Annotated in this window: 23 protein-coding genes; 6 read left to right on the top strand and 17 right to left on the bottom strand. The window is 64.7% G+C overall.

Annotated elements, in window-relative coordinates:
- The first annotated feature begins 151 nt into the window (after positions 1 to 151).
- Complete coding sequence (locus QN084_RS20100) at positions 152 to 1,417, top strand: thiolase family protein (protein WP_021473091.1); 1,266 nt, start codon at positions 152 to 154, stop codon at positions 1,415 to 1,417.
- Positions 1,414 to 3,558 (top strand): 3-hydroxyacyl-CoA dehydrogenase NAD-binding domain-containing protein, encoded by a 2,145-nt coding sequence (locus tag QN084_RS20095; RefSeq protein WP_069695711.1) that lies wholly within the window; start codon positions 1,414 to 1,416, stop codon positions 3,556 to 3,558. The genes QN084_RS20100 and QN084_RS20095 overlap by 4 nt, the downstream gene beginning before the upstream one ends.
- A 77-nt stretch (positions 3,559 to 3,635) precedes the next feature.
- Here QN084_RS20095 and QN084_RS20090 read toward each other — a convergent pair whose 3' ends face one another.
- The 8 genes from QN084_RS20090 to QN084_RS20055 form a co-directional block, all read right to left on the bottom strand.
- Positions 3,636 to 4,613, bottom strand: a complete 978-nt coding sequence (locus QN084_RS20090) for an aldo/keto reductase (protein WP_069695712.1) — start codon at positions 4,611 to 4,613, stop codon at positions 3,636 to 3,638.
- A 43-nt stretch (positions 4,614 to 4,656) separates the two neighbouring features.
- Positions 4,657 to 4,884 (bottom strand): helix-hairpin-helix domain-containing protein, encoded by a 228-nt coding sequence (locus QN084_RS20085; RefSeq protein ID WP_021473094.1) that lies wholly within the window; start codon positions 4,882 to 4,884, stop codon positions 4,657 to 4,659.
- A 32-nt stretch (positions 4,885 to 4,916) separates the two neighbouring features.
- Positions 4,917 to 5,477 carry a hypothetical protein gene (locus QN084_RS20080; protein ID WP_021473095.1) on the bottom strand — a complete coding sequence of 187 codons (561 nt, stop codon included), beginning with the start codon at positions 5,475 to 5,477 and terminating at the stop codon, positions 4,917 to 4,919.
- Positions 5,474 to 6,043, bottom strand: a complete 570-nt coding sequence (locus QN084_RS20075; protein WP_021473096.1) for a DUF402 domain-containing protein — start codon at positions 6,041 to 6,043, stop codon at positions 5,474 to 5,476. Before QN084_RS20075 ends, QN084_RS20080 begins: the two co-directional genes overlap by 4 nt.
- On the bottom strand, positions 6,040 to 8,013 hold the full coding sequence (dxs, locus tag QN084_RS20070; protein ID WP_069695713.1) for a 1-deoxy-D-xylulose-5-phosphate synthase: 1,974 nt from the start codon (positions 8,011 to 8,013) through the stop codon (positions 6,040 to 6,042). Before dxs ends, QN084_RS20075 begins: the two co-directional genes overlap by 4 nt.
- 185 nt (positions 8,014 to 8,198) lie before the next feature.
- The gene (acnA, locus tag QN084_RS20065; protein ID WP_285750635.1) at positions 8,199 to 11,006 is read right to left on the bottom strand and encodes an aconitate hydratase AcnA; all 2,808 of its coding nucleotides are present in this window, start codon (positions 11,004 to 11,006) and stop codon (positions 8,199 to 8,201) included.
- A 218-nt stretch (positions 11,007 to 11,224) separates the two neighbouring features.
- Complete coding sequence (locus QN084_RS20060; RefSeq protein WP_069695714.1) at positions 11,225 to 12,589, bottom strand: class I SAM-dependent RNA methyltransferase; 1,365 nt, start codon at positions 12,587 to 12,589, stop codon at positions 11,225 to 11,227.
- Complete coding sequence (locus tag QN084_RS20055; protein WP_069695715.1) at positions 12,586 to 14,562, bottom strand: APC family permease; 1,977 nt, start codon at positions 14,560 to 14,562, stop codon at positions 12,586 to 12,588. The genes QN084_RS20060 and QN084_RS20055 overlap by 4 nt, the downstream gene beginning before the upstream one ends.
- Before the next feature lie 137 nt (positions 14,563 to 14,699).
- Here QN084_RS20055 and QN084_RS20050 point away from each other — a divergent pair, with 137 nt between their 5' ends.
- Together QN084_RS20050 and QN084_RS20045 are read left to right on the top strand one after the other, a co-directional pair.
- Complete coding sequence (locus QN084_RS20050; RefSeq protein ID WP_021473101.1) at positions 14,700 to 15,371, top strand: potassium channel family protein; 672 nt, start codon at positions 14,700 to 14,702, stop codon at positions 15,369 to 15,371.
- Positions 15,371 to 16,108, top strand: coding sequence for a potassium channel family protein (locus QN084_RS20045; RefSeq protein WP_021473102.1), 738 nt, complete (start codon positions 15,371 to 15,373; stop codon positions 16,106 to 16,108). Before QN084_RS20050 ends, QN084_RS20045 begins: the two co-directional genes overlap by 1 nt.
- Here the strand turns inward: QN084_RS20045 and QN084_RS20040 are convergent.
- The 4 genes from QN084_RS20040 to dut all read right to left on the bottom strand — a co-directional run bounded on the left by QN084_RS20040 (position 16,075) and on the right by dut (position 18,632).
- Positions 16,075 to 16,878, bottom strand: coding sequence for a DUF3159 domain-containing protein (locus QN084_RS20040; protein WP_069695716.1), 804 nt, complete (start codon positions 16,876 to 16,878; stop codon positions 16,075 to 16,077). The two genes, QN084_RS20045 and QN084_RS20040, sit on opposite strands and share 34 nt — an antisense overlap.
- Positions 16,875 to 17,255, bottom strand: a complete 381-nt coding sequence (locus QN084_RS20035; RefSeq protein ID WP_242703102.1) for a hypothetical protein — start codon at positions 17,253 to 17,255, stop codon at positions 16,875 to 16,877. Before QN084_RS20035 ends, QN084_RS20040 begins: the two co-directional genes overlap by 4 nt.
- Positions 17,248 to 17,970 (bottom strand): DUF3710 domain-containing protein, encoded by a 723-nt coding sequence (locus tag QN084_RS20030; protein WP_021473105.1) that lies wholly within the window; start codon positions 17,968 to 17,970, stop codon positions 17,248 to 17,250. The genes QN084_RS20035 and QN084_RS20030 overlap by 8 nt, the downstream gene beginning before the upstream one ends.
- Positions 17,971 to 18,095: 125 nt before the next feature.
- On the bottom strand, positions 18,096 to 18,632 hold the full coding sequence (dut, locus tag QN084_RS20025) for a dUTP diphosphatase (protein ID WP_021473106.1): 537 nt from the start codon (positions 18,630 to 18,632) through the stop codon (positions 18,096 to 18,098).
- Between the two features lie 73 nt (positions 18,633 to 18,705).
- Here dut and QN084_RS20020 point away from each other — a divergent pair, with 73 nt between their 5' ends.
- Complete coding sequence (locus QN084_RS20020) at positions 18,706 to 19,203, top strand: DUF3093 domain-containing protein (protein WP_052474229.1); 498 nt, start codon at positions 18,706 to 18,708, stop codon at positions 19,201 to 19,203.
- On the opposite strand, the gene QN084_RS20015 is transcribed toward QN084_RS20020, so the two are convergent.
- Complete coding sequence (locus QN084_RS20015; protein ID WP_021473108.1) at positions 19,200 to 19,499, bottom strand: DUF4193 domain-containing protein; 300 nt, start codon at positions 19,497 to 19,499, stop codon at positions 19,200 to 19,202. The two genes, QN084_RS20020 and QN084_RS20015, sit on opposite strands and share 4 nt — an antisense overlap.
- Positions 19,500 to 19,834: 335 nt before the next feature.
- On the opposite strand from QN084_RS20015, the gene sepH reads away from it, so the two are divergent.
- A complete protein-coding gene (gene sepH / locus QN084_RS20010; protein ID WP_021473110.1) occupies positions 19,835 to 21,202 on the top strand; it encodes a septation protein SepH in 1,368 nt (455 codons plus the stop codon).
- 9 nt (positions 21,203 to 21,211) lie between these two features.
- Here sepH and QN084_RS20005 read toward each other — a convergent pair whose 3' ends face one another.
- The 4 genes from QN084_RS20005 to QN084_RS19990 form a co-directional block, all read right to left on the bottom strand.
- Positions 21,212 to 21,916, bottom strand: a complete 705-nt coding sequence (locus QN084_RS20005; protein ID WP_021473111.1) for a thymidine kinase — start codon at positions 21,914 to 21,916, stop codon at positions 21,212 to 21,214.
- Entirely contained in the window at positions 21,909 to 23,120 is a 1,212-nt protein-coding gene (locus QN084_RS20000; RefSeq protein WP_043427171.1) for an alkaline phosphatase family protein, read from the bottom strand. The genes QN084_RS20005 and QN084_RS20000 overlap by 8 nt, the downstream gene beginning before the upstream one ends.
- A complete protein-coding gene (locus QN084_RS19995) occupies positions 23,117 to 23,842 on the bottom strand; it encodes a DUF5998 family protein (protein WP_021473113.1) in 726 nt (241 codons plus the stop codon). The genes QN084_RS20000 and QN084_RS19995 overlap by 4 nt, the downstream gene beginning before the upstream one ends.
- 89 nt (positions 23,843 to 23,931) lie before the next feature.
- Complete coding sequence (locus QN084_RS19990; RefSeq protein ID WP_069695717.1) at positions 23,932 to 26,619, bottom strand: bifunctional acetate--CoA ligase family protein/GNAT family N-acetyltransferase; 2,688 nt, start codon at positions 26,617 to 26,619, stop codon at positions 23,932 to 23,934.
- Positions 26,620 to 26,622: the final 3 nt, after the last annotated feature.

Below are 26,622 nucleotides of genomic sequence, written 5' to 3'. Positions count from 1 at the left end.
GAAGGCCCGCGTTCATGAACCCCGGTTCGTGGATGCGGGCCTTTGCCGTATACGGGCCTTGCACGCAAAGTTACTGGTGAGTAACATTGCAGCAATGCCCTCCGGATTCCGCCCAGCGGTTCCGGCACCGTGTCTCAGCGAGGAGTTTCACATGAGTCCATCACGCACTGCGCAAAGAACCGTCCGCGACGTCGTCTTCGTGGACGGCGTCCGCACTCCCTTCGGCAAGGCCGGAGACAAAGGCATCTACGCCGGAACGCGTGCAGATGACCTGGTGGTGAAGTGCATCAGGGAACTCATGCGCCGCAATCCTTCCCTCCCGGCCGAACGCGTTGACGAGGTAGCCATCGCAGCAACCACGCAAACCGGAGACCAGGGCCTCACCATCGGCCGCACGGCCGCGCTTCTGGCCGGACTCCCCCGGACCGTTCCGGGCTTCGCGATCGACCGCATGTGCGCAGGCGCCATGACCGCAGTCACGACGACGGCGAGCGGCATCGGCTTCGGCGCTTACGACGTCGTGATCGCCGGTGGAGTGGAACACATGGGCAACCACCCCATGGGTGCCGGCGCTGATCCCAATCCGCGCTTCATGTCCGAACGCCTCGTCGATCCGGCCGCACTCAACATGGGCAACACTGCCGAAAACCTGCACGACCGGTTCCCCGCCATCACCAAGGAGCGTGCGGACGCCTACGCTGCGTCCTCCCAGGCGAAGCTTGCGGCGGCCTACGCCGAGGGGCAGATCCAGGGCGACCTTGTTCCGGTGGCCACCATGAAGCCGGGCCAGGGATGGACCGTGCACTCCGTAGACGAGCCTCCCCGCCCGGGAACCACCGTGGAGGATCTGGCCGGGCTCAAGACGCCCTTCCGGGCCCACGGCCGGGTCACCGCCGGCAACGCGGCAGGATTGAACGACGGCGCCACCGTAGCCCTGCTCGCGGCCGAAGACACAGCGGGCGAACTCGGCCTCCCCGTAAAGATGCGCATGGTGTCCTACGCCTTTGCCGGCGTGGAGCCGGAGGTCATGGGAATCGGACCGGTCCCTGCCACCGAAAAAGCGCTGAAGAATGCAGGCTTGGACATCTCGGACATCGGACTCTTTGAAATCAATGAGGCCTTCGCAGTCCAGGTCCTGAGCTTCCTCGACCACTTTGGCATCGCGGACGACGATCCCCGGGTGAACCGCTATGGCGGCGCGATCGCCGTCGGACATCCCCTCGCTTCTTCCGGTGTCCGGCTGATGACCCAGCTGGCGCGGCAGTTCGAACAGGACCCTTCCGTGCGGTATGGCATCACCACCATGTGCATCGGCCTTGGCATGGGCGCCACCGTGATCTGGGAGAACCCGCACCACGCAGACTATGGAGCCACTTCCACCACCGATTCCACCTCCGAAGAAGGAGCCGCCGCATGAGCGCCAACGATTTCCAGAAGCTTGCCGCCCTGTTTCCGGACGAAGTGGTGACGCACTCCTATGTGCAGGACATCGAGCTTCCCGACGGGGCCGGGACCTTCGCCCTCATCACCCTGGACAACAGACTGGACCATTCCAAGCCGACCACCCTGGGGCCCAATACCCTCGTCGAACTTGGCGGCGTCCTGGAAGCCCTAAGGGACCGGGCCGCCAAGGGTGAGATCGTGGGCGTAGGCGTCACCGGGAAACCCTACTTCCTGGTGGCGGGTGCAGACCTCTCCGCGGTCAAGACCCTCAAGGAGCGCGAACACGGCCTGTGGATGGCCCAACTCGGCCACGAGGTCTACGGCACGCTCGTCAACCTGGGTGTCCCCAGCTTCGCGTTCATCAACGGCCTCGCCCTCGGCGGCGGGCTGGAGATAGCGCTGCAGTCCACGTACCGGACGGTGTCCACCGGCGCAGGCGCCTTGGCGCTCCCCGAGGCGTTCCTGGGCCTGGTACCGGGTTGGGGCGGGGTTTATATCCTCCCCAGGCTGATCGGCCCGGAAAACGCCGTGCAGGTCATGATCGGGAACGCCCTCAACAACAACAAGACGCTGACGGGTCCCCAAGCCTTCGAACTGGGAATTGCCGATGCCATGTTCGAACCCGCCGACTTCCTTGAGCAATCCCTGGCTTGGGCCGCCGGGGTGATCTCCGGCCGTACCGCCCCCGACCGGCAGAACGCCGTCGATCCTGCCGACCCCGCCGTGGCAGAGCGTTGGGCCGCCGCCGTTGCCGCAGGCAGGGACGTGGTGGAAGCAAAGATCTCCAACGCAGCGCCAGCCCCGGGCAAGGTGCTGGACATCATGGAGGCCAACCGGACCATGACCCAGGCGGAATCGGCTGCCCTTGAGTGCCGGACGCTGGCGGACCTGATGCAGTCGGACGAATTCCGCGCCACGGTCTACGCTTTCCTGGACCTCGTCCAGAAGCGGTCCAAGCGGCCGGCCGGTGCGCCGGACCGGAAGCTGGCCCGGCCGGTTACCAAAGTGGGAGTCGTCGGTGCAGGCCTCATGGCCAGCCAGCTGGCGCTCCTTTTCGCACGGCAGCTGAAGGTCCCCGTGGTCATGACCGACATTGACCAGTCCCGCGTCGACAAGGGTGTGGCCTACGTCCACGCCGAAGTGGACAAGCTGCTCGGCAAGAAGCGCATCAGCCCCGATGCCGCGAACAGGACGAAGGCACTGGTCACCGGATCGGTGTCCAAGGAGGCCTTCAGCGACGCCGACTTTGTGATCGAGGCGGTCTTCGAAGAACTCAGCGTCAAGAAGCAGGTCTTCGCCGAAGTGGAGGCGATCGTCTCCCCCGAGTGCATCCTGGCAACGAACACGTCATCCCTGTCGGTGACAGCCATGGCCGAGGACCTCCGGCATCCCGAACGCCTGGTGGGCTTCCACTTCTTCAACCCCGTGGCAGTCATGCCGCTGCTCGAAATAGTGCGGGCACCGAAGACCGATGACGCCGTCCTCGCCACGGCCTTCGAACTCGCCAAGGGGCTCAAGAAGACCGCAGTCCTCGTCAAGGACGCTGCGGCCTTCGTCGTGAACCGGATCCTCCTGAGGTTGATGGGCGAGGTCATTGCCGCGTTCGACGAGGGAACTCCCGCAGAGGTGGCCGACACGGCGCTGCGCCCCATGGGCCTGCCCATGACGCCGTTCACCCTGAGTGCCATGGTGGGATTGCCCGTGGCACAGCATGTCCAGGAGTCACTCCACGCGGCCTTTGGCGACCGCTTCCCGGTGTCGCAGAACCTGCAGAAGCTGATCGACAACGGCGTGAAGTCCCTGTGGGTTGCAGGCCCCGATGGTGCGCCTGTCCTCCCCGAAGAGACACTCGCCATTCTGTCCTTCGGCCAGACTCCGTCCACCGGGGAAGAGGTCCTGCGTCGGACCCAGGATGCCCTCGCCGAAGAGATCGGGCTCATGCTGGCCGAAAACGTCGTGGCAGGTCCTGAGGACATCGACCTCTGCATGATCCTCGGTGCCGGATGGCCCATGTTCCTCGGCGGAATCACTCCGTACCTTGACCGGGTGGGGGCGTCGGAGCGGGTCAACGGGAAGCGTTTCCACGCACCGGGGGTCGCCTCAGCGGCGCTTTAACCGCAGCAACGTCAAAGGCCGTGGACCCGTGGTCCACGGCCTTTGGCGTAGGCATTGTCCTCTGGTCTACCCAAGAACTAGAAGAGTGCAACCTTCGGAGTTTTCGGGAAAATGTCATCGAGTTCGTCCCGGTCGCTCTGCGAGGGCACCCAGCGCACGGCCCCGGCGTTTTGGCGGATCTGTTCCGGCTTGGTGGCCCCTGCGATGACGCTGGCCACGCACGGCTGGGCGGCAAGCCACGAGAAGGCAAGCTCCACCTCTGTCAGACCGCGCTCCTTGGCGAACTGTCCATACCGGCCCAGCTGGTCCCAATCCGCGTCATGGACCAGATGCGTGCGGGTGTGGCTCAAGCGGGATCCCTCCGGGGCCTTCCCCGCCGAGTACTTGCCAGTGAGGAGCCCGTTGGCCAGCGGGAAGTACGGCAGCACGCCCAAGGAGAAAGCTTCGGCCGCGGGAAGGATCTCCAGTTCCGCACGGCGGTCCAGCAGGTTGTAGTGGTTCTGGGTCGAGATGAAGCGGGATCCACCAAGCTGGCGTGCCACGTACTCTGCTTCCGCCACCTGCCATCCGGCAAAGTTGGAGTGCCCGATGTACCGGACTTTGCCGCTGGTCACCAGATCATCCAGGGCCGCGAGGGTCTCGTCCACCGGTGTTGCGTGGTCCGGGGTGTGGTACTGGTAAAGGTCGATCCATTCGGTGTCCAAACGGCGCAGGGAAGCTTCCAGGGCCCGCACAATGTACCGCCGGGAACCCCGTGCCCCGAAGTCCTTGCCGTTGGCGCCCTTCATGTCCATGCCGAATTTGGTGCCAATGACCACGTCCCCCCGGTTTCCCTTGAGGGCTTTCCCCAGCATCGTCTCGCTGAGGCCGGCTTCCCGACCATACGCATCGGCAACATCGAAGAACGTCACCCCGGCGTCGAGGGCGGCGTGGACTACCGCGTCCGTGCCCTCCTGGGATTCCGTAGGCGTATTGGCGCGGCCTAGGTTGTTACAGCCCAGCCCCACGACGGAGACGGTCAGTCCGGAGCGGCCAAGGCGTCGATATTCAGTCATGGCCCCAGCCTAGTACGTGCGGCCGGGGCACCGGCGCGGGGACTCAGTCCCCCCGGACGGCTCCGTAGGAGATGCCGGATTCTTCCATCGCATCCTCCAACTGGGCTATGGCCACGGGGCCCAATCCATGCAGTTTCGAGGCCTCCAGCCCACCGAACGCTGCCAACTGTTCCAAGGTTTCAATGCCCTCGTGGGCCAACGCCCGCCTGGCCGGAGCTGCGAGGCCCTTTGGCAGCGGCGTATGTCCGGGCCAGTTGCTTTTCTGTGGCATGGAACGGTCCCTCCTGGTGCGGTCGCTAGTACTTAGAGCGTAAAGCCAGCACCCTTCCGGGGCGAGTGCTTCAACTTAAACCCGGTCGGTTCCCCATGCGGGGCCGCTGCGATGCTGAGCTTGGTGAAATCAAGGTCCTCATTGCGGATACAGACTTTGATGGCGTTGACAGCCTTATTGACGTCCGGGCAGAGGCAGAAGATGTTCAACCGCGAGTTCCCTACCTCTGAGCGTTCCACCGTCCCGAGGCCCCGCCAGGCGAGCTCCGTGGTGAGTGCAGCTTTGGCGTTCCGTTCCAAGTAGCGGTCGCGTTCGGTGCCGTCCTTGGTCTTCAACGCGAACTGCGCCACCACCCAGAACTGTTCGGATGGAGGAATCTCCGCGTAGCCGTCCTCTTCGCACTGCGCAGCGAACGCAGCCATCAGTCCGTCCACCGAGGTGTCCTCCCCGATTTCCGATTCTTCGGTCCGGCTTTGGTGCCCGACCACGCCATGGTTGACCACAAAGTGCCGGTCCTCGTCGTCGAACCATGCTTCGCGGAAATGCAGGACTCCGTCCTCATCGCGCTTGTACATGCGGATGATTCCGCTCATGCCCGTCCTTTCGTGAACCATTCGGCGCTGACGCTTCCCGGTGAGGCAACATCAAAGGGTGCTTCCATGGTGCTGACTGCCGCCAGGAGAACCGCGCACTCAGTGCGCATGGCTGAGACAGTTTCCCCGGGATAGCCCATATGTATGCGGTGCTCTTCGAACTCATCCTCATCGTCGACGAAGACGCCACGGACGGTCGACCTGATCACGTCAAGGTCCATGTCGATCAAGTGGAACTCCGTCACGCCCGGGCGGATGGTCTTCCATTCATGGGCGGTGGCAAGGTCCACATAGATCCGGAAGTCGCCGGGGTACGTGTCGTCGTAGAACGTGGCAACGTACTCCCCTGTTCGGGGCACCAGCAGCAAGGCATCCGAGGCTGTGTAGAAGGCAGCTCCGGGGCGGGCACAGAATTCACCCTTGCCTTGGAAGATCCACCATCCGTGGATGTCCTCGCCGAGGTATCTTCCCGGTACTACCCAGTGGGCCTTCCCGTCCCATTTCCTGTTCCGTGCCACCACCAGATCGCCGGGCTGCAGCACTCCGGGCTCGCGTCCCCCGCTCACAACGTGGGCAAGCTGCCGGTGGTGGGGTGGGCCTGGCCTGGCAAGGGCCGCGCAAAGGGGACCTTGGTGCCCAAAACCTGGGCAACGACGTCGTGGGTTATCTGTTGGGCCGTCAGACCGACGCGCTCCAGGACTTGGCTGCGGGACCCGTGGACGAGGAACTCCACCGGCAACCCGACCTCGTTGAGGGCGGTGTCCACTCCAGCGGCACGCATTTCCTGCCGGATCCGCGAGCCCACACCGCCGGCACGGACTCCGTCCTCGATGCAGATCACCAAGCGATGCCGGGCAGCGAGGGCAATGATCGACTTCCGGACCGGCAGGACCCAGCGAGGATCCACCACCGTGGAGCTAATGCCTTGGGCACCCAAGCGGCCGGCCACGTCCAAGGCGAGTTCGGACATGGTTCCCACGCTGACGATCAGGACGTCGTTTTCCGTGGACCCTTCCGGACGGCGCGCCAGGACGTCGACGCCGTCCTTGAGCCGCTCGATCGCTTCGACCTCCTTGCCGACGCTGCCCTTGGAGAAGCGCACCACCGTTGGAGCGTCATTGATGGCCACGGCTTCCCTGAGTTCTTCGCGGAGCCGGGTTGCATCGCGGGGCGCAGCCAGATGCAGGCCCGGGACGATCTGCACCATTGCCATGTCCCACATGCCGTGGTGGCTGGGCCCATCAGGACCGGTCACGCCGGCGCGGTCCAGGACCACCGTGACGCCGGCCTTATGAAGCGCCACGTCCATGAGCAACTGGTCGAAAGCGCGGTTCAGGAAGGTGGCGTACACAGCCACCACAGGGTGGAGGCCGCCATAGGCCATTCCAGCTGCAGACGTCAGCGCGTGCTGTTCAGCGATGCCGACGTCGATGACGCGTTCGGGGTGGCGCTCGGCGAACTTGTGCAGTCCCACGGGGATCAACATGGCCCCGGTGATGCCGACGATGTCCTGGCGTTCGTCCGCGATATCCGCGATCTCTTCGGCAAAGACCGACGTCCATGAGCGCGCGCCGGGGGTCTCGGTGGACTCTCCGGTCTCCGGGTCGATGATCCCGACTGCGTGGAATTGGTCGGCCTCGTTGGCCAGTGCCGGGGCGTACCCGTGGCCCTTCTCCGTCATGGCATGGACGATCACCGGACCGCCGTACGCCTTGGCGGTACTCAGGGCGTGTTCCAGCGCCTGGAGGTTATGACCGTCAACAGGGCCGATGTACTTCATCCCAAGGTCCTCGAACATGCCCTGGGGCGCCCACCAGTCCTTGATGCCCTTCTTCATCGCGTGCAGGCTCTTGTACGTGAACTGCCCTACCGGCCCGCCGTTCTGGAGGCGCTTCTTCCACCAGTCCAGCATGCCTTCGTAGGCGGGAGCAGTGCGGAGGGAATCGATGGTGGGGCGCAGCGAGGCAAGGTAGTCTGCGAGGCCGCCAACGGTGGGTGCATAGGAGCGTCCGTTGTCGTTGACCACGATCACCACCCGCCGGCGCTTATCGGCAGCGATGTTATTGATGGCTTCCCACGTCATGCCGCCCGTCAGCGCTCCATCCCCGACGACGGCGACGACGAACCGGTCGCCTTCGCCGGTCAGCTGCCGGGCCCTGGAAATGCCATCCGCCCATGACAGGGACGAGGATGCGTGGGAGCTTTCCACGATGTCATGCTCGGACTCGGCACGGTCCGGGTAGCCGGACAGGCCGCCTTGCTGCCGCAGCGTGCTGAAATCCTGCCGGCCCGTCAGCAGTTTGTGCACGTAGGACTGGTGCCCTGTGTCAAAGACGATGCTGTCCCGTGGCGATTCGAAGGTCCGGTGCACGGCCATGGTCAGTTCCACAACGCCGAGGTTGGGCCCCAGGTGACCACCGGTTGCGGCTACGTTGGTGATCAGGAAGTCCCTGATCTCGCCGGCCAACTGATCCAATTCGGAGCTGGTCAGGCCGGCCAGGTCCTGCGGATCCTTGATGGTTTCCAAGAGTCCCAAAGGCCCTCCTTACGTGAATGACGTGCTTGTTAACTTTAGCGCGTTGCCCGCACCCTTGAAGCCCATGGACGCCGCCGCCATGATCGTGCGTGGCTGCTCCGGCAATAAAAAGCAGGCAGCCCCTGCCGGTCGAGGACCAGCAGGGGCTGCCTGGCGGGTAATTCGACGGTAGGCCTGCCGATTCCTTATGCGGAGATCTGGCGCAGCACGTACTGCAGGATACCGCCGTTGCGGTAGTAATCGGCTTCACCCGGGGTATCGATGCGAAGCACTGCGTCGAAGGACTTGGACGATCCGTCCTCGGCCGTTGCAGTGACCTTCAGCGTCTTGGGCGTGGTGCCGTTGTTGAGTTCGGTCACGCCCTCCACGGAGAAGGTCTCCGTACCGGTCAGGCCGAGGGTCGCAGCGGACTCCCCTGCGGGGAACTGCAACGGAAGGACGCCCATGCCGATCAGGTTGGAGCGGTGGATACGCTCGTAGCTTTCGGCGATGACTGCCTTGACACCCAGGAGCGCGGTGCCCTTGGCTGCCCAGTCACGGGACGAACCGGAACCGTATTCCTTGCCTGCCAGCACAACCAGCGGGGTGCCGGCTGCCTGGTAGTTCTGGGCTGCGTCGTAAACGTAGGCCTGGGGACCGCCGTCCTGGGTGAAGTCGCGGGTGAAGCCACCCTCGACGCCATCCAGAAGCTGGTTCTTGATGCGGATGTTGGCGAACGTACCGCGGATCATGACCTCGTGGTTGCCACGGCGCGAGCCGTAGGAGTTGAAGTCCTTGCGCTCCACGCCGTTAGCCAGCAGGTACTGGCCGGCAGGGGTGTCCGACTTGAAGGAGCCGGCCGGGGAGATGTGGTCGGTGGTGACCGAATCGCCGAGCTTCAGCAGGACGCGGGCGCCAGTGATGTCCTGGACGGGGTCCGGCTGGGCCTTCATGCCTTCGAAGTACGGGGGCTTCCGCACGTAGGTGGAGTCCTCTGCCCAAGCGAAGGTATCTCCGGCGGGGGTATCGAGGGCCTTCCAGCGCTCGTCACCTTCGAAGACACCCTCGTAACCCTTGACGAACATGCCCTTGTCGATGGAGGAGTCGATGACTTCCTGCACCTCGGTGGGGTTCGGCCAGATGTCCTTGAGGAATACCTCGTTGCCTTCGGAGTCCGTGCCAAGGGCATCGGTTTCGAAGTCGAAGTCCATGGTGCCGGCCAGGGCGTACGCGATGACCAGCGGCGGGGAGGCCAGGTAGTTCATCTTGACGTCAGGGTTGATGCGGCCTTCGAAGTTGCGGTTACCCGACAGGACAGCCGTAACGGAGAGGTCGTTGGCCTGGATGGCCTCGGAGATTTCCGGCTCCAGCGGGCCGGAGTTACCGATGCAGGTGGCGCAGCCGTAACCGACGATGTAGAAGCCGAGCTTCTCCAGGTACGGGGTCAGGCCGGACTTCTCGTAGTAGTCCGTGACGACCTTGGAGCCGGGTGCGACGGAAGTCTTGACCCACGGCTTGGACGTCAGGCCCTTGTCCACGGCGTTGCGTGCCAGGAGCGCGGCAGCAAGCATGACCGAAGGGTTGGACGTGTTGGTGCAGGAGGTGATCGACGCGATCGAAACGGCGCCGTGGTCCAGCTCGAACTCGCGGCCATCGGCCGTCTTTACCTGGACGGGCGACGACGGGCGGCCGTTCGCACCGTTGGCCGCGGAGGCGGCGCGTGCGGTCTCGGTGGTGTGCGAGTCCGCGTGCGTGAAGGACGGAGCGTCCGAGGCCGGGAAGGACTCGTCAAGCGCCTCATCCACGCTGCCGTCTTCGATGGTGACGTAGTTGTGGATGTCCTTGCGGAACTGCTCCTTCGCATCGCTGAGCTCGATGCGGTCCTGGGGACGCTTCGGTCCGGAGATGGAGGGAACCACGGTGGAGAGGTCCAGTTCCAGGAACTCGGAGAAGCGGAGTTCGCGGGAAGGATCGTGCCAGAGGCCCTGTTCCTTGGCGTACGCCTCAACCAGTGCGATGTTCTCTTGGGAACGGCCGGTCAGGCGCAGGTAGTCGAGGGTGACGTCGTCGATCGGGAACATGGCTGCGGTGGAACCGAATTCCGGGCTCATGTTGCCGATGGTGGCGCGGTTGGCCAGCGGCACGGCGGCTACGCCTTCACCGTAGAACTCAACGAACTTGCCCACAACACCGTGCTTGCGAAGCATTTCGGTGATGGTCAGGACGACGTCGGTAGCGGTGGCACCGGCGGGGATGCTGCCGCTGAGCTTGAAGCCAACGACGCGCGGGATGAGCATGGAAACAGGCTGGCCGAGCATCGCTGCTTCGGCCTCGATGCCGCCGACGCCCCAACCCAGCACGCCCAGGCCGTTGACCATGGTGGTGTGCGAGTCGGTACCAACGCAGGTGTCCGGGTAAGCGCGGAGCGCGCCGTCCACTTCACGGGTCATGACGGTGCGTGCCAGGTATTCGATGTTGACCTGGTGGACGATTCCGGTTCCCGGGGGAACAACCTTGAAGTCGTCGAACGCGGTTTGTCCCCAGCGCAGGAACTGGTAACGCTCACCGTTGCGCTGGTATTCGATCTCCATGTTGCGCTCCAGCGCGCCGGCGTTGCCGAAGGCGTCGATCTGGACGGAGTGGTCGATGACCATTTCGGCAGGTGCCAGCGGGTTGACGCGCTTGGGGTCGCCGCCGAGTTCCTTCACGGCTTCACGCATGGTGGCAAGGTCCACTACGCAGGGCACGCCGGTGAAGTCCTGCATGATGACGCGGGCCGGGGTGAACTGGATTTCCGTGTCGGGCTCCGCATTGGGGTCCCAACCGGCCAGGGCGCGGACGTGGTCAGCCGTTATATTGGCGCCATCTTCGGTCCGCAGGAGGTTTTCAAGCAATACCTTGAGGCTGAACGGAAGGCTGTCTGCGCCCTCTACGGAGTTCAACCGGAAAATTTCATAATCGGTGCCGGCTACATTCAGTACGCCTTTGGAACCGAAGCTGTCCACAGTGCTCATGGCAGGACTCCTCTCGCAACAGTTTCATCTTTGTCGCGTGGTTGGCCGCAGGCCAGTTAGGCAGCCCTAACTTGGTCCCGCGGCACGTGCTCTTGATCACCCCGGCCCGAAGGCCGGGATCCAACCGCGGCACTGAACGGAGCGGGACTACTTAAAGGCAATCGTAGTGGCTCGAATCACTATTGCCCCACTACTGTGCGGGCCTGTTGCCCCCGGACCTATGCTCCGGGGATGAGCAAGCCCACCGTTTCCATGTGATGGGTGTGCGGGTACAGGTCGAACGCCCGCAGTTCCGACAGCTGCCAGCCACCCCGCTGGAAGTAACCCAAATCACGCGCAAACGATGCCGGATCGCATGACACATAGGCAATTGCACGGGGGCCGCTCTCCATGAGCTGCCGAACCACGGCCTTGCCCGCCCCTGCCCGGGGCGGGTCCAGGATGAGGGCATCAAAGTTCCTCTGCCGCTGGTGGAGTACGCGCTCAACGCGCCCCTGCACGATTTCGACCTGGCTTTGGCCATGGAGGTTCTTCTTCGCGTCGCGGCTCGTTCCCGGCGAACCCTCCACCGAAAGCACCGAACCGGTAATTCCCACGGCATCAGCGAGGGGTGCCGTGAACAGCCCGGCACCGGCATAGAGGTCCGCGACGACAGCACCGGGCTGGAGGTAGACCCCGCCCGAGAGGTAGTCGGTGACCGCATTGACCAACGTGGCGGGTGCATCCTTGTGGATTTGCCAGAACCCCTCCCCCGTCACCCGGTATTCGTGGCCCGCCGCCGATTCCTGCACCCAGGTCCTGCCGCGGAGCCGGACCACCTGTCCGTTGGGTTCGAAGCCGGCAACCGACACGTCCTCCGGCAAGGCGGACGCTATGGAGTGCAGGCGCTTGGGGCTTGTCCCTTCGCGGGGAGCCAAGAGCACCAGAGGCCTCGAACCGTTGGCAGGCGCGGCGACTTCCACGCGCTCGATCCCGGTCAGGTCCACCTCCCACAACCGCAGCTGATTGATGCCGGGGTGGGCAAGCGGCATCTCCCGCACCGGAACCACAACGTCCGAACGGTGGGCGTGCATACCCAGCCGGCCGTTGTCCGTGACCGCAAAGGCGGCACGCGTACGCCAGCCGAGGCCGCCGTCGTCGTCGTTTCCCACAGCCTCGACAGGCACGGACAGTTCCACTCCCGCCAACCGTTTCAACTGTTCGGCGAGAACCTCGGACTTAAGTGAGCGTTGCCGCTCCAAGGCAATGTGCCCGAGCTCAGCGCCGCCCACGGGCGGGCCACCGCGCCGCCAGGCGGAGGGTGAATCGGCGCTCTTCCAGATGTGCGGCACGCGGTCGGGTGAAGGTTCCAGGACGTCGACGACGTCGGCACGCCAGAAGCGCGATTCCGCACCGGAGTCGGTAAGCCGGATACGTGCCTTTTCGCCGGGTATTCCGTGGCGGACGAAGATGACCCGCCCCTCATGCCGTGCCACGAAGTGGCCCCCGTGGGCAATAGGACCGATGTCCACCACCAGTTCTGTGCCTGGAGCGCGCTGGCTGCCCGCTTCGTGGGACCGGGTGGAAGTTTCCTTGGGGGTCATTGGGTATCCTGCAGTGCCTTTGCTTCTTCGGAGGACTTCAGCTGCCACGGAACGCTGGCGACCATGACACCGGGTTCGAAGTGGAGCCGCGTCTTGATTCTCAGTGCGGTTTGGTTATGGACCAGCTGTTCCCACCATTTGCCCACCACGTATTCGGGGATGTACACCACGATCAGGTCCCGCGGAGAGTCTTTCCGCATGTTCTTGATGTATTCCATGATGGGCGTTACCGTCTCGCGGTAGGGACTGGCGAGGACAGTCAAGGGTACGGGAATTTCCAGCTTCTCCCAATCCCGGACCGTATGCTCAGTCTCTTCTGCGTTGATGTCCACCGTGATGGCGTCCAGGCGGGAAGGACGGGATGCACGGGCATAGGCAAGCGCACGAAGCACCGGTTTACGGACATGGGAGACCAGCAGGACTGCGTGCACCCGTGTGGGCAGTGCGCGGGGCGAAGAGTCTTCGTCGACGGCCAGTTCCTTGGCGACGTTGTCATAGTGGGCCCGGATGCTCCACATGATCAGGAACAGGATGAACATGGCCAGGAGGGCGATCCACGCGCCCTGTTCGAACTTGGTGATCAACACGATCACCAGCACCAGCGCAGTCATGCCGAAGCCCACCATGTTGATGGTGCGTGATTTGATCATCCTCCGCCGGAGGGCTTTGTCCCGGACGAGTTTCAACTCGCGGCCCCAGTGCCGCACCATGCCCAGCTGGCTCGCCGTGAACGAGATGAACACGCCCACGATGTACAGCTGGATGAGCTTGGTGACATCGGCATCGAACGAAAGGATCAGCACCAACGCGCCCGCGGCCAATGCCAGGACGCCGTTGCTGAACGCCAGCCTGTCGCCACGCGTGCGGAGCTGCCTGGGGAGGTATCCGTCCTGGGCGAGGATCGAACCGAGGACCGGAAAGCCGTTGAAGGCGGTATTGGAGGCAAACACCAGGATGATGCCGGTGGCTGCAACCACAATGTAGAAAGGAATCGACCCTGCACCGAAGATCGTGTCTGCGATCTGGCTGATGGCAGGGTTCTGGATGTATCCCTCAGGGAGGGGCTTGCCGTCCACCAGGAACTCGGTTGCAGGGTCCAGGACGATGTGCACCTTGGTGGCATTGGCCAAATATAGGATGCCGGCCAGCATGGCTGCTGCGATGGCCCCCAGCAACAGCAGCGTCGTGGCTGCGTTCTTGCTCTTCGGCTTCTGGAAGTTGGGCACGCCGTTGCTGATGGCCTCGACGCCGGTCAGCGCAGCCGCACCGGAGGAGAACGCACGCAGGAGCAGGAAGGCGCCGGCGAGGCCCACCAGTCCTTCGTCGAATCCGGGCTGCGGAACAATCGTGAAGTTGGCTGAGGGAGCCTCACCCAGCTGCCCGGTCAGCGCCTGGAAGATGCCAACCACCGTCATGCCCAGGATGGAGGCCATGAAGATGTAGGTCGGCACGGCAAAGACGCTGCCGGCCTCCTTGACGCCGCGCAGGTTCACCAAGGCAAGGACCACGACGCCGACACTCGCAATGAGGGCCTGCTGGCCGTGCAGTGAAGGGATGGCAGTGGTCAGGTACGTGGCCGCCGATGACATGGACACGGCAACCGTGAGGACGTAGTCCACCAACAGTGCCGACGCCACGGTGAGTCCCGCATACTTGCCCAGGTTGACATTGGCGATCTCGTAGTCGCCGCCACCGGACGGGTAGGCGTGGACGTTCTGCCGGTAGGAAGCAACCACCGTGAGCAAGACCACCATGACGGCGAGTCCCACCAGCGGCGAAAAGGCAACGGCACTGACCCCGGCCAGGGCGAGGGTCAGAAGGATCTCATCCGGCGCGTAGGCCACGGAAGAAAGCGCATCCGAGGCGAAGACCGGCAGCGCAATGCGTTTGGGCAGCAAGGTGTGGGACAAGCGGTCATTCCGGACCGGCCGACCCACCAATACCCGCTTGGCCGCATTCAGTATTGTCAGCACTCCGCAAAGCTACTCTGAATCCCCGGCGATGTCATGACGGCAAACCCCGGCGGTGTCATGACTGCGGTAACGTCAACGCGACGTTCGCACCGGTAAAGTCATACGGAGCGGTTCGGATACATCAAAAAGGAGACACGGTGGCGCACTTCGTGATCATGGGTTGTGGCCGTGTTGGCGCAACCTTGGCACACACCTTGGAAGACTCCGGCCACTCGGTGGCCATCATTGACCAGGACGAGCGGGCCTTCCGCCGCCTCCGCAACACTTTTACCGGCCGCAAAGTAACGGGCGTCGGCTTCGACCGCGATACCCTCAAGCAAGCCGGCGTTGAAGAGGCCTACGCATTCGCGGCCGTTTCCAGCGGCGATAACTCCAACATCCTGGCCACCCGCGTGGCACGGGAAACGTTCCACGTCGCGCACGTTGTGGCCCGCATCTACGACCCCGGCCGCGCGGAAATCTACCAGCGCCTTGGCATCCCCACCGTGGCGGCGGTGCGGTGGAGCGCGGACCAGGTCCTGCGCCGCATCCTCCCCGAGCAACACCTTGCCGGTGACTACCGGGAACCGTCCGGCCGGCTGGTGCTGGCCGAAGTGGACCTCCACGACGGTTGGATAGGCCAGAACCTCGCCGCCATTGAGGCTGCAGCCGGCATCCGGATCGCGTTTCTCACCCGGTTCGGGGAAGGCCTCCTTCCCGGGCCCGGAACGTCCTACCAGGAGGGTGACACCGTCCACGCGATGATCAGCGTTGACAGGACAACCGAGATCAGCCGTGTCCTCGCCAAAGCACCTGCCAAGGAGTCGTAGTGAAAGTTGTCATCGTCGGCGCCGGCAGCGTTGGATCCTCCATTGCGCGCGAACTCCTGGCCCACAACCACCAAATACTCCTCATCGACCTGAAACCCGAGGTCATCGGCCGCAGCGGACTCCGCGGTGCCCGATGGCTGGTGGGCGATGCCTGCGAACTCAGCACCCTGCAGGACGCCAAACTGGAGGACGCCGACGTCGTGGTTTCCGCCACCGGCGACGACAAGGTGAACCTGGTGGTTTCCCTGCTCGCCAAGACCGAATTCGGCGTGGGACGAACCGTCGGCCGGGTCAACAATCCCAAGAACGACTGGATGTTCAACGACTCCTGGGGCGTGGACGTCGCAGTCAATACTCCGCAATTGATGACTGCGCTGGTTGAAGAGGCCGTCGAGATCGGGGACATCGTCCGGCTCCTGACGCTGCAGACGGGCGTGGCGTCGATCGTCGAGTTCACCGTGCCGCACGACTCGCACATCATCGGCAGCACGGTGGGAGACATCGAGTGGCCGGAAGACGCCACGTTGGTGGCCATCCTCCGCGATCAAGCCCCCATCACGCCGAGCCGCGACGACGTCCTGGACGGCGGCGACGAGCTCTTCTTCGTCACCACGATCGCGGCTGAAGACGGGCTGCGCGCGCTGCTCTCCCCGGGATCAACGGACGGCAGCGGCCATCGCGAGGGAGCAGTTCCGGTCCCGGATCAGTCCGTGGAGGATGACGGCTTCGACGGCTGAGGCGCAGGCTTGGTGACCAGCCAGGCAACCCACAGTCCCAAAATGTACAGCGGCGCGCCCATGAGGAGCCTCGTGGTGGCAAGCGCGGTCAGCCCTTCCTCACCCATGAGGTACAGCGGAACCTGCACTACAAGGCGCAGTGCCAGGACGGCCACCACAATCCATGTGCCCAGCTGATAGACCCGCAGGCGTTCGGGGTCCTTGCGCCAGTCCAGCCCTTCGTTCCGGACAAAGCCGAACAGCAGCCCGGCGAGGGGCCATTTGAGGATGATGGACAGGACCATGCCCGCTATGTAAGCGGCATTGGTCAGGAAACCCAGGACATAGAAGTCTTCGGCCTTGCCGGTGCTGTTGGCCAGCCACGCGGAAATACCGACGCCGACCACGCCGGCCAGCGCTTGGGTCAACGGCCGCTTTTGTACCAACCGCACCACCGTGAAGACGGCGGCAGCAGCCAGGGCGCCGACCAAGGAGAGGGTCAGGTCCCGGGTAATGGTAAAAGCCACCAGGAAGACCAGGCCGGGCAGGATACTTTCGGCAATTCCCTGGATTCCGCCGGCCGACTTCAGCATGTCAACATGGCCGGCGCTGTTGCGGTGCAGGCCCGCTTTTTGGGCGTAGCCCGCTGCGAGGTCCGCCACAGTAGGATTTGCGGTTCCGGGTTCAGGGGCAACCCGCCGGTGATCGGCAGCCGGGCCGGCCGAAGTGCCTTCGGAGGGCGGCTGTGGCGGGTTGCCGTCTTTAGGATCGGATCCGTTGGCCACGGTCATGGGTTCTCCTGACGGGAAAGTATTTCGTACCGGGGGTTGAACATGGTGGGAAGCCCGCCGACCGGGGCCACCATGCCGTTCAAACGCAGCTGGACACCGGCTTCGATGCCGGGCACCCGGGTGCGGCCCAACCACACGACGCGCAGCCGCTGGTAGGACTTCCGGGAACTGCCGCCCCTGCCCGCCAACAATGAGCCATGCTCCAACGCATCAACCACGATTGCGGAGAAGAACGGTTGCTCGCTGGGCGGCTGATGGGTGACGGACTCAATAAAACCCGTACAGGTGGCCCTGCCGCGGACCGGCAAGTCCTTAATGCCCTGACCGGAAGGCCCGGAGCGGCCTCCCCGGGGGGGCAGCCCTGGTGATTCAGCCAATCTGGGTGATCTCCGGGCCCCGTTCCGGACGCTGGACCCCGGGTCCACCCTGGGGCGCCGGCGGTTGGGCCGCGGCATCCTTGGGCAGGCGCAACTGGAGCAGTTCCCTTGGCGGCATCGGGTTTCCACCGCGGACCACCACCACTTGGCGGAAGAGATCCTCCAGCGGGGCAGCAGCCTCGCGCTCCAGGGCCGCAGCTCCGCCAAGAACGCCCCGAAGGAACCAGCGCGGGCCGTCCACTCCCATGAAGCGGGCAGCACGGTACCCGCGGCTGCCATCGGCGGCTTCGGCGGGAAGCTTGGCGACCAGTTCGATTCCGAAAGCGCCTTCGATCTCTTCCGATTCACCGCCCTGGCTGGCCACGGACTGGCTGATCTGCTCCCGGATCTCCTCCCAGAGGCCCTCGGAGCGTGGCGCGGCAAATGCCTGGAGCTGGAGGCTCGAACCGCCCAGGTCCATGGTGACTGCCACCACGCGCTGCGTGGCTTCCTCCACCTCGAGCCGCAACTGCAGGCCTTCGGTGGGAGCGATCAGGAGGGCGCCCAGGTCGACGTAGCCGTCGCGGTCCTCCACTTCGTCGATGTCCCACGGGCCCTTGCTCTGGCGGAGGTCGCCCTTGCCGGGTTCTCCCGCTGCGGAGCCGCCGGTGCTTTCCAGCTCGGAGTCTGCGGATTCAGGCCGGTCAGCCTTGGACTTCTTGCGCCCAAAAACCATGTGGGTTGTCTCCTTAGTAGTGGTCTATCCCCCAGTAAACCGCAACCGCGTCAAAGTACGGCAATGCCGGAGGGGCTGCTCTTTCACGCGTGAAATGTATGCCTTGGCGGGTCGCCTGCCCCGGATCAGGCGACGGGCGTGGCGAAGCCTCCGGTGGAACCGAAGCCACCGGCACCCCGTGCCGACCCGCTCAGTTCGTCGACGGCCACGAAGCGCGCGTACTCAACGCGCTGGATCACCATTTGGGCAATTCTATCGCCGCGCTTCAGTTCGATGGCCTTGTGCAGGTCCGTGTTCAGGAGCGTCACGGCGATTTCGCCACGGTAGCCTGCGTCCACGGTGCCGGGGGCGTTGACAACGGTCAGGCCGTGCTTGGTGGCCAATCCGGAACGGGGGTGGATCAGCGCCACGAAACCGTTGGGCAGGGCAATGGAAACGCCAGTGGGAACCAGCTTCCGTTCCCCCGGTGCAAGATAAACGTCTTCACGGGCGCGGAGGTCGGCGCCGGCATCACCGGGGTGGGCGTAGGACGGTGCTTCGAGTCCCTCGTCAAGCATCTTCAACCGGACCTCGAGCGTAGGAGCTCCATAGGTCCCATGGTTGTCGGTTCCCGCCCCGCTTGCGCCGGCGTCTGTGCTGAATACTGCGGTCTCGTTGCTCACAGTCGTCCATTCTACGTGGGTCCACGCCGACGGATAAGCTGGGTGCATGCCTACGCCTGACCAGTCCGCCTCCATGCCTGCCCGGAACGCTTCTTCGGCGCCGGAGTTCCTCTTCAAGGAAAAACTCTGGCCCTCGCCATGGATCTGGGTCATCTCCGTGGGGCTTTCGGGTGCGGGAATCCTGATGTTCTCCCCCATCAGCGCTGCCGCCGGCATCATCGCCGCACTGGTCCTGCTCACGATCATCGCCACGCTGCTGATCCTGTCGACACCCACTATCACCGTCTCCGGCACCAACCTGCGCGTCGGGCGGGCCAGCATCGAGCGCAAGTTCGTCGGGACCGTTGAATCCTTTCGGGGCGCCGAAGCCACCGCCGAGCGCGGCCCGCGCCTGAACGGACTCGCCTTTATGTGCTTCCGGGGCTGGATCGATCCCGTGGTGAAGATCCAGATCACCGATCCGGCCGACCGGACCCCCTATTGGCTCACGTCGTCACGCAGACCGGAAGAACTGGTGGCTGCCCTGACCGAAACCGGGGCCCTGACCGAAACCCGGGAACAGCGCCCTTAGCCCTCGCACTCCGTGCAGTAGAGGTGCCCGTTGCGCTCCGCAGCAATCTGTGAACGGTGCTTCACCAAGAAGCAGTTGAAGCACGTGAATTCGTCCGCCTGCGGCGGCATCACCTGGATGAGCAGTTCTTCGCCGGAAAGGTCCGCTCCGGGGAGTTCGAAGCCCTCGGCCAGTTCAGTCTCGTCGACATCCACCGCCGAGGATTGTTTTCCCGGCTGACGCGTCTTGAGCTCCTCGATGGAGTCCTCGCTGACGTCTTCCTCGGTCTTCCGAGGGGCATCGTAGTCCGTGGCCATGGTCCTTCTTCGTCCTTAATACAGGCAGTGGTTTTGGGCCGGGCAGTTCGCTGGGCGGCACGCCCGTATGTTCACATGTAACGCCGGGCACCGCGTTTTTGTGCCCGATTATCGGCCAGATTTTCCTCCTCCCGGCAGGCTTTGTCCATAGGGTCCGCAACCGGTCCGAGCACCCGGAAAAAACGGCGCACTTCGCCGCCAAGATCGACTCGATGGGCCGCCAATATCACCGCTTTGAGCGCCAATATCACGGCACGCCCTTTCTCCTAACAGGAAAAGGCCTGCTTGGGTGGCAGAGTTTCGAATGTCAGTTATGCCATGTGGTGGAGGGTGTTATGCAGGATCTACGGCTGGTAGGCGTCCACGACGACGGCGGGCATCTGCTCCTTAGCGGACCCGGCGGTGCGATGTTCCAGCTTCCGATCGACGAGGCCTTGCGTGCCGCGGCGAGCCGGACCCCTGCCCAGGTTGCCGCGCGGGCATCGATCACTCCCGTGGCCATGTCGCCCCGGGACATCCAGGCCCGGATCCGCAGCGGCGCCACTGCAGCAGAGGTCGCCGAACTTTCCGGCCTCCCCCTGGCCAACGTCCAGCGGTACGAAGGCCCTGTCCTCGCTGAGCGTGACTACGTGGCCCAGCAAGCCCGCAAGGTTGAAGTGGCTTCCCCGGTACCCGGCCACGACGCTTACCGCACTGCATTCGGGGACAACCCCGCCACCCTTGAAGAGATGGTCGGGCACCGGCTGTCGGCACACGGCATCGACCCCTCCACCGTTGAATGGGATTCCTGGCGCCGGGCAGACGGTTCGTGGACCGTCGTCGCGCGTTTCGAGGCCGTACCGGCCGCGGCCGGAAGCATCGGGGAGGAACCGCCGGCCATGTGGACTTTCAGTCCGCAACGGAAGGCACTGCAGAACGCCAACCGGTGGGCGCAGCAGCTCAGCGAACTCGAGCCCCTTGATGGCCCCGTCCCGGCCCGTCGCCTGACGGCGGTTTCGGACCGTCCGTTCGACTTCGAAGCCGATGCCCAGGCTGCCGGCCGCGCCGCGGCCAAGGATTCGGATAACCTCCTGGAGATGTTGCGCTCCCGCCGGGGGCAACGCCTGGGCGTGGACGAGGACGCGGACGACGCCCTGGCCGTGTTGCTCAGCAACGTGCCAGCGGCCCACCCGAGGCCCGAGGACGACGGGTCAGCCGAGGAAACCGGCCAGGACGCCGCCGTCGAAATCCCTGCCGAGTCTCCCCCTGCGCGCAAGGACAGCCGCCAGTCAATGTTGAGCAGGCTCAGCCTTGCGCCGCGGCATTCGGACGCGGACGACGCCGACGATTCCCTCCGGCTGCACGACGGCGTCAGTACGGAAACCCGCGAAATCACCGTGGTTGCCGGCCCCCTTCGTCCTGTGGCCCCTTTGGAGGGTCGCAAGGCCCCAAGCGAGCCGCACCCTGAAGAGGAAGCCAAGGACAGTGTCAAGCCTGCTGCTACGGTGAAGCGCCCCGGCCTGGATGAGCTGTTGGGTGGATCGGCCTCTGCGGAAAGCCGGACCTCACGCGTGCACACGGCAACAGAGCACCAGGACACCGAGGCGAAGGAACGCCCTGGAGCAAAAGGCGGCGACGCACCCGTGGAACGGCAGCCTTCACGCCCCAAGCGCTCCAGCATCCCCAGCTGGGACGAGATCGTGTTTGGTGCCCGCGGCGACTAAGCGTGGCGACTAAGCGCGTATGTCGCCCGCGCCGGGCCACAGGCACGCGTCGACGTCGAACGGCAACGTCTGGTCCGAGCCGGCCATGAGGTTGGCACCATGGGCCGTAACCCTCCGCATGTAGTGCCGCCGGCACAGGGTCTCGTACCCCACCAGGCCAGCGGGTTCCACGTCGCTCCCGCTGGAAGCGACGTCACCTACCATCACCTGTTCGCCTTCCACCACCATGATGCCGTTGACTGTCCTGGCGTTCTGGGTAGCACGGCGGCCGCACCAGCAGAGAGCCTCTACCTGCAGGACCTGGACCCTGTCGGCAAGCTCGATCAGCCGCTGGGACCCGGGAAACAGCTTGGTCCGGAAATCGGCGGTGATGCCGAACGCGAAGACGTCCACGTCCATCTCGTCCACGAGGCGCGCCAATTGCTCCACTTGCGCGGGGGCATAGAACTGGGCTTCATCACAGATGAGGTAGTCGACGCGGAGCCCGCTGGTTCTGCGGATTACTACCTCGTCCCAGAAGTCTGTGCTGCCGTGCACTTCAACGGCATCCGTCTGCAGGCCGAGCCTGCTGGAGATGGTGGAGTCACCGGCGCGGTCATTGCAGCTGAACCTCACCCCTCCCCTGCCCCTGGCCCGGTGGTTGTAATCCATTTGCAGGGCGAGCGTGGATTTTCCGCAGTCCATCGTTCCGGAGAAGAAAACCAGCTCAGCCACGGGCGCCTTTTCTGCCGGTCGCCGTAAAGCAAAGGAACGGGACTTCCCTTTCGGCTTTGGTCAGGGAACCATGCTGGCCCACGACTTCCATGGCGGCAGGGCGCACGCGCCGGGCATCGTAAAGAGCGAGGGTGTCCCGGGCCGCGATCATGACATCACCGATCCGGGGAGCAACCTGGGCCTGGACCTCGCCGAAAAGCCCGGCCGCTATGGCCTGCTCGCGGGTGAAGACCCATACGCGCTCCCCGAAGCGCTTCCGCCAGGCAGCGATGAGCTCTTCCTTTACGGTGTTCCCGGCGTCCGGTTCGAGGTACAGATGGACCATGCGGGGTTCGCCGGCTGTGTGCCGGACACCTGCCACCAGCGCGGGCTCTGCCGAATAGTCCAGGCGCTGCGACTCCGGGACATCGAGCATCCCGTGGTCTCCCGTGACCACAATGGTGGTACCGGCCGGCAGGGACGCCGACAGCCGCTTCACGGTGGCGTCGAGTTCTTCGAGCTGATGCTCCCACCGTGCGGACTGGCAGCCGTAGCGGTGGCCTGCCTTGTCCAGTTCATTGACGTAGAAGTACATCAGGGACCGGGGGCTGCCGGCCATCGCCTCGCCTGCGGATGCGGTGCGTGCATGCAAGGTGGTCCCGCCGACGAAGCGGCTGCCCCGCAAAGCGGCCTGGGTCATGGGTGAATTGCCAAACTGGGGCAGGCTCACGGTAACGACGTCGACCTCGTTGGCCACTTGCTCAAAGACCGTGCGGTGCGGCTGCCAAACAGCGGGATCAACCAGGGCATCCCAGTTGCCCAGCAAATTGACAACCTTGTCCTGTGCCGGGTCCAGGACGTCGTACCCCACCATGCCGTGGTGGCCGGCCGGCCTGCCTGTGCCCAGGCTGGCGAGCGATGCTGCCGTGGTGCTGGGAAAGGCCGCGTCAATCCAGGTTGGGACGCTCCCTTGGCCGGCCGCCACGACTGAGCGGAGGAAGGGCGTGTGTGAAGCCTTCTGTTTCAGGAGCCCGCGGCCCAAGCCGTCCGCCAGGACCACGCAAACACGGTCCGCCGCGGGAAGCTTGAGGTGGTTGCTGAACCCCGGTAGGCCCAGGCTTGCCGCCGCGCTGGTGAAGACTTCCGCTATGGATTTACTGCCGAAAAGGGGCGGTGAGGGAAGATCGGGCGCCGCAAGGGGATCGGGTTGGGCAGCCACGCTCAACGCTGGTGCCCGCGGCTAAGCCGGTTGCTGAAGACACCTGAGCGTGGCCGCGGAGCGGGGATGCCGGCGTGCGGAACCGGTGTTTGCTGGCCTGTATTGACAGCGCGCAAAGCCCTCGCGAAAACTTTCGCGTCCTGGACTGCCTGGAGCCCGTCGGCCTCTGCACTGATGCGCAAGACAATGTCCTCCTGGGCGATGGTGCCCGTGTAGCCGTGGTCCGCTTCGCACTGCGGATCACCGCAACTGGCCGGCCCCATGTCCAATCGCTGTCCGCCGGACCAGGCGATGGACACGGTCAGTTCCCGCACGGGGTCCGACGGTTTGTAGTCCTGCGGCTGGGCGTAGATGTAGCTCAGCACCACGGACCGGATTTGCGCCACGGGCACGGACTCCGTGGAAATCTGCGCAACAATCTGCTCACCGGCTTCGTCCAGCTGCTGGTCGTCCACATGGGTGATGACCAGCATGTCCTCGGTGAGCACCAGAACGGTGATGTGGCGCCTGACCTCGGCACGGTCGAAATGGGTTTCCAGGTGCACCAGGTGTGACAGGCAGTCCCTGCCATCCAGGGCGTCGTTCACGACGTCGGCCACAAGGCGGGGGTAGAAGCCCGCCTGCTGCAGCGCCTGGTCCAGGCTTTGTCCCTGTGAGCTGTGGTTATGCCCGGAATGGTGGCCGGTGTTGGACGGACGGGACTGAGGCGTCGGGGACTGGGTGCTCATTCCCTTATTTTCACAGATCGCCTAAGGACTTCCTAACCGTTGTCCCCACCCCCCTGGGCCCGCGCGTCTACCCGCGCATCAAGCAGCAGTCAGCCCCGCATCGCCCGGCGGGCACTGTCAGTGCGTTGGGCCGCGTTGGCGATCCACACATCGGCACCGAGGATGGTGGCACCTGTTGGGCCTGCAAGTACCGGGTTGAGCTCAACCAACGCGATCCCGGGATGGTCGTCCTTTAGCTTGGCCAGGCGGGCGGCGATGTCTTCCAGCGCGCCCACGTCCACGGGCGGCAGGCCTTGGTAGCCGAAGAGTTTCCGGGAGGCCCGCGGGGACCGGATGATGTCATGGAGGTCGGCGGCGGACAACGGGGGCACCCGGTGGGCCCAGTCTTCCAGGAGGTTCACCGCATCACCGGCCAATCCGAAAGACAGCACCGGACCAAGCAAGGGATCTTCCATGGCCCGGAAGGTGCACGCCTGGCCGACCGGCGCCATGGCCTGTAGTTCCAGGGACGGCGATCCGTAGGGCTTCAAAGCCCGGTGCATCTGGTCGATGTTCTGGCGGAGCGAGGCAGCGTCCTGAATGTCCAACCGGACGCCGCCGAGGTCCAGCCTGTGCCTTAGCGCCGGATCGGTCGTCTTGAGGACCACGGGCCAGCCGATCGATTCGGCTGCTGCCACGGCCTCCTCCGGCGTGCCAAACCCGAACGTGGGCACAACGTTGATGCCGTAGCCGGAAAGCAACGTTGCGGCAGCACCGGCGTCGAGCTTCCTCAGCTTTTCGCCTGTGACCCCTGACAGCATCGCGGCCAGTGTTTCCCGGGTCCCATCGGCATCGCACCCTTCGGGCTCGGCGAACAGGCCATGGTCCCTGCCCACCCACTGGGCATATTCGACGATGGCTGCCAGCGCTGCCACAGCCGAGCCCGAATTGGAGTAGCAAGGGAGCCGGGGCTTGCCGGGCCCGCCCACCAAGCCTTCCACATGGATGGAGGCGTCAAGGATTCCGGAGAACGCCGCGACCACAGGCTTGCCTGCCTCTTCGGCGCACTCCGCCAGGACACCGGCCAATGCTTCCACCGTCAATCCCCGCGCAGGCAGCAGCGCGGCCACCAGCGCATTGACGTGGTCGTCCGCCAGGACCGCCCGCACCCGCTCCCGGAAAGCCGGCAGCGCAACGGACATTCCGGCGTCGAGATCCACGTCCGTCACCGTCCGGACAATGTCCAGTCCGGCCGGAACGGCGGTATCGGCCACCACGGTGGCCAAGGCGACCGAATTGGAAAAGACCGCCACTCCGGGACCGTTGGGAAGGGGCTGCGTGGAGACCACTTGGGCAATGTCCATCAACTGTTCGATCGTGTCCACCCGGATGACGCCTGCCTGGCGCATCATGGCATCCAACGCGGCCGAGGGCGCCTGCGTAGTACGCACCTCATGACCCGGCGGGAGGCGGAGTCCGGTGACGTCCGACTTGGCGACGATCACCGGCTTGCTGCGGGACAACCGACGGGCCAGCCGGGAAAACTTGCGCGGATTGCCGATTGACTCGAGGTACAAGCCGACGGCGGAGGTATCGGGATCGTCTTCCCAGTACTGCATGGCGTCATTGCCGGAGACGTCGGCGCGGTTCCCCGCGGAAAGGAAGGAGGATATTCCGAGCCGCCTGCGGCTCGCCGCCGCGTACACGGCCACCCCGACTGCGGCCGACTGCGTGAACAGGCCCAACCCGCCCCTTGGCGGCATGGACGGCGCCATGGACGCGTTGAGGGAAACATCCGGGTTCGTGTTGAGCATTCCGAGGGATTCCGGGCCGACCACGCGCATGCCGTTCGCCCTGGCCTGCCGGACCAGCTCGTGTTGCCGCGCGAGGCCCCGTTCGCCGTCGTCGGCGAAGCCTGCCGTGGCCACGACGAGCCCTTTGACGCCGGCGGCAGCGCAGTCCGCCACCACTGCGGGCACTTCCTCGTAGGGCACGGCGATGATGGCCAGCTGCACCGGATCGGGAATCTCGGACAGCTTGCCGAATGACAGCATGCCCGCCAGTTCGAATGCTTCCGGGTTCACCGCATAAACCGGGCCCTTGAAGCCGCCCTCGATGATGTGCTCCAGCAGTTGGTAGCCGACTGTTCCCCACTTGCGGCTGGCACCGATGACGGCCACCGACGACGGCGCCAGCAAGTCGCGTACGCTGCGCGCCTCCGCGCGGTGCTCACGGGACTCCATGACGGCCCGGGATTTTTCGGTCGGATCGATGTTGAATTCGACGCTGACCACGCCATCGTCGAACTGCCGCGTGAGGTCGTACCCGGCGTCGGCGAAGACCATGAGCATCTTCCGGTTTTCCGGGAGGACCTCGGCGGTGAACCGCCGGATGCCGTTCTCCCGCGCAGCCACGGCAAGGTGCTCCAGGAGGATGGATCCAATTCCCCGGCCTTGGTGCTTATCCGAGATATTGAAGGCCACCTCCGCTTCAGCGGGATCATCGAGCCGGTCGTAGCGGCCCACGCCCATGATTTCTCCGCCGATGGTGATGACGAATGCCACACGATTGACGTGGTCGACTTCGGTGAACCGCCGGACTTCCTTGCCGGACAGCTTGGGCTTGAAGGAGAAGAACCTCATATAGATGGAGGCCTGCGACTGGCCGGCGTGGAATGCCTGCAGTGCATCCGCGTCCTCGGGTCGAATCGGACGAAGGTGGGCGGTTCCGCCGTCGCGCAGGACGACATCGGCCTCCCAATATTCCGGATAAATGCCGGCCCCGGGCTGATCCACCATAGG

Source organism: Paenarthrobacter sp. R1 (assembly GCF_030264015.1).
In the GTDB taxonomy this organism is placed as follows: domain Bacteria; phylum Actinomycetota; class Actinomycetes; order Actinomycetales; family Micrococcaceae; genus Arthrobacter; species Arthrobacter ureafaciens.
Note: the sequence above shows the minus strand (reverse complement) of the source record. Positions and strands in the feature narration are given on the sequence as shown.